The organism is Gemmobacter sp. (assembly GCF_016792925.1).
Taxonomy (GTDB): Bacteria; Pseudomonadota; Alphaproteobacteria; order Rhodobacterales; family Rhodobacteraceae; genus Gemmobacter.
Genome location: NZ_JAEULU010000023.1, coordinates 1 through 6063 on the forward strand (window position 1 = coordinate 1; position 6063 = coordinate 6063).

5 protein-coding genes are annotated in these 6063 nt (G+C 68.6%); 2 read left to right on the top strand and 3 right to left on the bottom strand.

What is annotated here, in order from left to right:
- The first annotated feature begins 367 nt into the window (after positions 1-367).
- The gene (locus JNN06_RS01305) at positions 368-1297 is read left to right on the top strand and encodes a DMT family transporter (RefSeq protein ID WP_291237793.1); all 930 of its coding nucleotides are present in this window, start codon (positions 368-370) and stop codon (positions 1295-1297) included.
- On the opposite strand, the gene JNN06_RS01310 is transcribed toward JNN06_RS01305, so the two are convergent.
- Complete coding sequence (locus JNN06_RS01310) at positions 1239-1946, bottom strand: thiamine diphosphokinase (RefSeq protein WP_291237794.1); 708 nt, start codon at positions 1944-1946, stop codon at positions 1239-1241. The two genes, JNN06_RS01305 and JNN06_RS01310, sit on opposite strands and share 59 nt — an antisense overlap.
- Positions 1947-2084: 138 nt before the next feature.
- Between JNN06_RS01310 and JNN06_RS01315 the strand changes: the two genes are divergently transcribed.
- Positions 2085-4352: a hypothetical protein gene (locus JNN06_RS01315; RefSeq protein ID WP_291237795.1), complete on the top strand. Its 2268-nt coding sequence runs from the start codon at positions 2085-2087 to the stop codon at positions 4350-4352.
- A 136-nt stretch (positions 4353-4488) separates the two neighbouring features.
- On the opposite strand, the gene JNN06_RS01320 is transcribed toward JNN06_RS01315, so the two are convergent.
- Both JNN06_RS01320 and JNN06_RS01325 read right to left on the bottom strand, forming a co-directional pair.
- Complete coding sequence (locus JNN06_RS01320) at positions 4489-4719, bottom strand: DUF2842 domain-containing protein (protein ID WP_291237796.1); 231 nt, start codon at positions 4717-4719, stop codon at positions 4489-4491.
- A 5-nt stretch (positions 4720-4724) separates the two neighbouring features.
- A complete protein-coding gene (locus JNN06_RS01325) occupies positions 4725-6017 on the bottom strand; it encodes an adenylosuccinate synthase (RefSeq protein WP_291237797.1) in 1293 nt (430 codons plus the stop codon).
- Positions 6018-6063 lie beyond the last annotated feature (46 nt).

Here is a 6063-nt window from a genome sequence, read left to right on the forward strand (position 1 = left end):
GTGGGGCGGGATATTGGTAACGCACCGCGTTTCCCCGGCCCTGTGGGAACGGTGCGGTCAGACCGTTGCAGCCTGACCGACAAAGGCCATCGCCCGCCCGGCGGGTGCAAAGCGCCCGCCGCCCGGAGGGCGGGCGCTGGCCGGTGGCTTCGGGCCACCGGCCCGACGCGGAAGCGTTTCCACATGACCTCGGCAATGGCCTCGGCCAATTCGAGCCAGCATCAGGAAAACCACCGCGTTTCCCCGGCCCAATAGCGCCGCAGCTGCTGATCCGCCCCGATCCCCCCTTCCCGACACACTCTGCCGCATTCAGACGCGCAACCCCCGGCCCGCTCCGCCAGTTTGCCCAAAAGCAGGAGCCGCCGCCATGACCACCGCCACCACGCAAGACCGCCCCCTCGCCGGGGCCGGGCTCATGCTGTCTTTCTGCCTGCTGGCGCCGATGATCGACGTTTGCTCCAAACTGGCCGCCGATACCCTGCCGGTGGGGCAGATCACGCTGGCGCGCTTTGTGGTGCAGGTGGGTCTCATGCTGCCGGTGGTGGTGGTGATGCGGCAATGGGGGCGCCTGACACCGCGTCTGGCCGGGCTTCTGGCGCTGCGCGCTCTGTTTCTGGTGCTGTCGACCTATTGCTTCATCGCGGGCATCGCCGTCATGCCCCTGGCCGATGCGCTGGCGCTGGTGTTTGTCGAGCCCTTCATCCTGCTGTTTCTGGGCCATTACCTGTTCGGCGACGCGGTCGGCCCGCGCCGGATCATCGCCTCGATCATCGGCTTTGCCGGCGCCCTGCTGGTCATCCAGCCCGCCTTCGCCACTTTCGGCTATATCACCCTGTTCCCGCTGGGCACTGCCTTCATGTTCGCCTTTTACATGCTGGCCACCCGCGCCATGGCCAGCGGCATGCATCCGGTGCCGATGCAGCTGCACACCGCCCTGGCCGGAACCCTGATCTGCGCCCCGGTGATCTGGCTGGCCGACGGCTCGGGCCTGGCCGAGCTTGACCCGGTGATGCCACAGGGCATCGACTGGCTCTGGCTGTTCGGCGTCGGCTTCTGGGCCACCGCAAGCCATATGTGCATGACCTATGCGCTCAAGTTCGCCAATGCCGCCACCCTCGCGCCGCTGCATTACAGCGAGCTGGTGGTGGCGGTGACGCTTGGCTATCTGGTTTTCGGCGATTTCCCCAATGCGATGACATGGGCGGGCATCGCCATCATCGCGGCCTCGGGGCTTTACGTCATCTGGCGCGAGCGCGCACAGGCGCAGCGCCATCCGCTGCCGGACACACAGCCCTGATCGCCGCATCCAGCCGCCCGCGCGGCAGGATGACCAAGGCGCCGGGCGCGTCAAACTCCAGCCGCACCGCCGCCGCGCTGACCCGGTTCGAGGTGCCGATCCGCGCCATTGGCGCCAGTTCCAGCCCGTCAATCGGCCATTCCAGCCCCGCGCTGCGCCCCGTCACCGGCGCCAGAGGGTAGATCGACAGCCGGTCGCCCAGCCGCAGCCGCAGATCCAGCACCGGCGGCGCGGCCAGAATCACATCCTCCGCCCCCAGCAGGATCACCGGCCCGCCGCCCTGCGCCTGATGCCGCATCAGCCCCGACAGCGCCGCCAGCGCATGATCGGCCCGCCCGCCGATCAGCCCCACCGCCAGCACCAAGGGCGCCCGGATCGCCCGCAACGCCTTGTCGAAATCGGTGGTCTCCTGCTCGGGCACCTCATGCACCCGCGCGCCCAACCGCGCCCGCGCGGCACTCGAGAGCGAATCAAGATCGCCGACCACCGCCTCCGGCTCTGCCCCGAAAGCCAGCGCCCGGTCGGCGCCACCATCCGCCGCCACCAGATGCGGCGCCCGCTTCAGCGCCGCCCGCAGCTCCGACCGCCGCAAAGGCCCCCCCGCCACCAGCGTGACCGGGGCTTTGGCATCGACAATCGGGGGATTCATGCGGATACTGTTCCTGAATTAAGGCAGGCGGACGGGTGGCAGGCCATAATCAATCCTTCAAATTACCCCTATCTGTCCATGGAATCGAACCGTCGCAAGGTAAAGTGGCAGCATGGTTTGTAGAAGGCGAAGCATCCGATGATCGGAGCCAGTAAAATCCTCACGGTCTCCTACGGGACATTCTCCTGCACCTTGGAGGGGTTTGACGACCCGTTCAACACGATGAAAGCCATTGCGGAATATTTCCGCGATCTGGCCGCAGAAGACCGTTATTTCGGGGCCGAGCCTCCGACGCCGGATGCCGCGATGCTGCACAAGATTGCCGAGCGCGAGATCCAGCGCCGGGTCGAGGCGAAGATCCAGGAGAACGGCGTGATCCTGCGCGCCGAGACCGGCCCGCAACTGGCCGCACAGCCGGCCCCGGCAACCACGGCCCGGCTGCCCGCCGCGCAAGCCGCAGAGATTGCGGCCGCGATTGCCCCGGCGCCCGTTTCTGCGACGCCCAGTCCGGCGGCGCCCGCCCCTGCAACTGCGGTGGCTGCCACTCCGGTGGTTGCGGCTCCGGTGGCGGCACCGGTCGCTGCGCCCGAACCCAGCCATGATCCGGTCGCCGAAAGCATTGCAGCCAAACTGACGCGCATTCGCACGGCCGTGGCGCAAGGCCGCGCCGCCGCTCCGGTGGCCGATTATGTCGAGGACGAGTTGGCGGCCTCTCCCGCCGTCACCCTGCCCCGCGCCCCCGAGACCCCGGCTGCCTTGCCCGAGCCTGTGGCCGAGCCTGTGGCCGAGCCGGTGATGGAACCCGAAGCCGGTTTCGACATCGCGCTGGACCCCGCCCTGCTGCAAGACCCTGTCCCCGAGACCGAGCGCGAGGCCGAGGCGGAACCCGAGATCGCGGCAGACCAATCCGCCGCCGATGCGGCGATGGAGGCCGAACTGGCCGGGCTGCTGGCCTCGCTGGACGCGGCCCCGGCGCAGGACATCGCACCCGAACTGGCCGAGACTGCCGACAATGCGGTGGACGAGGATGAGTTGGGTGAGGATGAGGCCGCGCTGGATGACCTCCTGCTGGACGGCCTGCTTGACCCGGCAGAGGCCCTGACCGACGAGCTGCCCCCCGACATGGCCGCCGAGGATCTGGCCGCCGAGGATCTGGCGACCGAGGCCGAGGCCCTGCCCGAACTCATGACCGGCGATCTCGACATGGCTGATCTGGATGCCTCCGATCTGCCCGAAGCCGCCATGGCGCAAGACACCGCGCAAGACACCGCCCCGGAGACGGAGCCGGAGACCGAGCCGGAGATGGACCTGGCCGTGCTGGGCTTCGCCCCGGCAAAGGCCCCTGCCGAAACGGCCCCGGCTGACACCGGCGCCGATGCGGCCCCCGCCATCTCCGACCGCATCCAGCGCGCCCGCGCCCGGGTGATCCGCATTCGCCGCGCCGACAGCGAGGCTCCGGCCCCGGCTGAAATCACCGGCGAAACCGCCCCCGCCCCGCGTGCCGCCGACGAGGCCGCCACGCTCTCGCCCGAGGCCGAGGCCGACCTGATGCGCGAACTGGCCGAGGTGCAGGCCGAGGCCAAGATGATCCCGGCTGATGCCGGGGCAAGCCTGCGCCCGGTCCGGCCCGTGCGTCCGGTCCGCCCGGTGCGCACCGTCGCGCCGCCGCCCGCCATCGAGGCGGAAGCGGGCGAAGAGGCGGTCTCGCGCCTGCTGGCCGAAACCAATTCGCAACTCGCCGTGCCGGAAAACCGGCGCCGCGTCGCCGCGATCCAGCAACTCAAGGCCGCCGTCGCCGCCACCGTGGCGGAACGCCGCGCCGGAGCCGCCCGCCCGGTGAATGACGAAGAGCGCCAGACCCCCTACCGCGCCGATCTGTCGCGCATGGTCAGCCCGGCGCCCGAGGATCACACCGTTACCCCGCGCCCGCTGCCGCTGGTGCTGGTGTCGGAGCAGCGGGTGGACCGCAGCGCCGCCAATTCCAATGGCAGCGCTCTGCCCCCGGCGCCGCAGCCGGTCAGCGCGCTGGCGGCGCAAGCCGCCGCCGCCGAGGCCGAGGAGCTGGACGAGGAGGATGACGAAGAGCTGGACGAGGCCAATATCTTCACCGACAGCCGCGGCTTTGCCGAATTTGCCGACCGGCTGGGCGCGCAGGGGCTTTCGGCCCTGATGGAGGCCGCCGCCGCCTATACCGCCTGCGTCGAAGGCCGCCCGCATTTCTCGCGGCCCCAGATCATGCGCCAGGTCGCCGCCCTGGACGGCGCCCTGCCTGCCAATCGCGAAGACAGCCTGCGCAGCTTCGGCGCGCTGCTGCGCAATGGCAAGATCGTGAAGGTCCGTCGCGGCCAATACACGCTGAGCGAGGCCTCGCATATGATGAGCGAGGCCCGCAAGCTGGTCGGCTGAGCCCGGCCCGCTTGCCGGGCCGCCAGCCTTCCGGGTTGACGGGCTGCCACTCTCCCCGGACAGAAAAAGGCGGAAGGGATGTCCCTTCCGCCTTTTTCGCATCCGCCTTCGATTTTTCGTCGAAAAATCGCGCGCCCTATTCGGGTTCCTGCGGCGCATCGGGATCGGGCTGGCCGATCCCCTTGAAGATGAACTTGAAGGGCAGCGCCCAGATGATCCCCAAGGCCACATAGACCAGCAATTCGACCCAGATCGAGGGCCGCTCCAGCGCGCCCATGATCCCCCAGGCCACCGCAATATAGAGCGGCAGCCCCACCACCAGGATGAGCAAGGCCAGCCGCTTGCGCGTGCGGTAAGACAGCGCCATGGCGATCAATCCGCGAAGGGATCGGTGACAAGGATGGTGTCATCCCGCTCCGGGCTGGTGGAGAGCAGCGCCACCGGGCATTGGATCAGCTCCTCGATGCGGCGGACATATTTGATCGCGGCCCCCGGCAGATCGGCCCAGCTGCGCGCCCCGGCGGTCGATTCGCTCCAGCCTTCCATCTCCTCATAGATGGGGGTGCAGCGCGCCTGCTCGTCGGCGGCGGTCGGCAGGTAATCCAGCCGTTTGCCATCCAGATCATAGCCTACGCAGATTTTCAGCACCGGGAAGCCGTCCAGCACATCGAGCTTGGTCAGCGCAATGCCCGACACGCCCGAGGTGGCGCAGGTCTGGCGCACCAGCACCGCATCGAACCAGCCGCAGCGGCGCTTCCGGCCCGTGACGGTGCCGAATTCATGCCCGCGCTCGCCCAGACGCTCGCCATCCGCATCGAACAGCTCGGCCGGGAAGGGGCCTTCGCCCACACGGGTGGTATAGGCTTTCACGATGCCCAGCACGAAATCAATCGCGGTCGGCCCCAGACCCACACCGGTCGCCGCCTGCCCCGCGATCACATTCGAGGAGGTCACGAACGGATAGGTGCCGAAATCAATATCCAGCAGAGCCCCTTGCGCGCCCTCGAACAGGATGCGCTTGCCCGCGCGGCGCGCCTCGGTCATCACCTTCCACACCGGCGCGGCATAGGGCAGCACCTGCGGCGCGATCTCGGCCAGTTGCGCCAGCAGCGCCGCCCGGTCGATCGGCTCCATGCCGAGGCCCCGGCGCAAGGCGTCGTGATGCGCCAGCAGACGGTCCACCCGCAGCTCAAGCGTTTTCGCATCGGCCAGATCGGCCACGCGAATGGCGCGACGGCCCACCTTGTCCTCATAGGCCGGACCAATGCCGCGCCCGGTGGTGCCGATCTTGGCCACCCCCACATTGCCCTCACGCGCCCGGTCCAGCTCGCCATGCAGCGGCAGGATCAGCGGGGCGTTTTCGGCAATCATCAGATTCTCGGGCGAAATTTCGACGCCCTGCCCGCGCAGCTTGGCGATCTCGGTCACCAGATGCCAGGGGTCCAGCACCACGCCATTGCCGATGACCGACAACTTGCCGCCGCGCACGATGCCCGAGGGCAGCAGCGACAGCTTGTAAACCTTGCCGTCAATGACTAGCGTATGCCCGGCATTGTGACCGCCCTGAAAGCGCGCGATCACATCGGCGCGCTCGCTCAGCCAGTCAACGATCTTGCCCTTCCCCTCGTCGCCCCATTGAGCGCCTACGACAACGACATTGGCCATGCGCGAAACCTTTCGGCAAAGTGAAACCCGCGACCGTATATAGAGG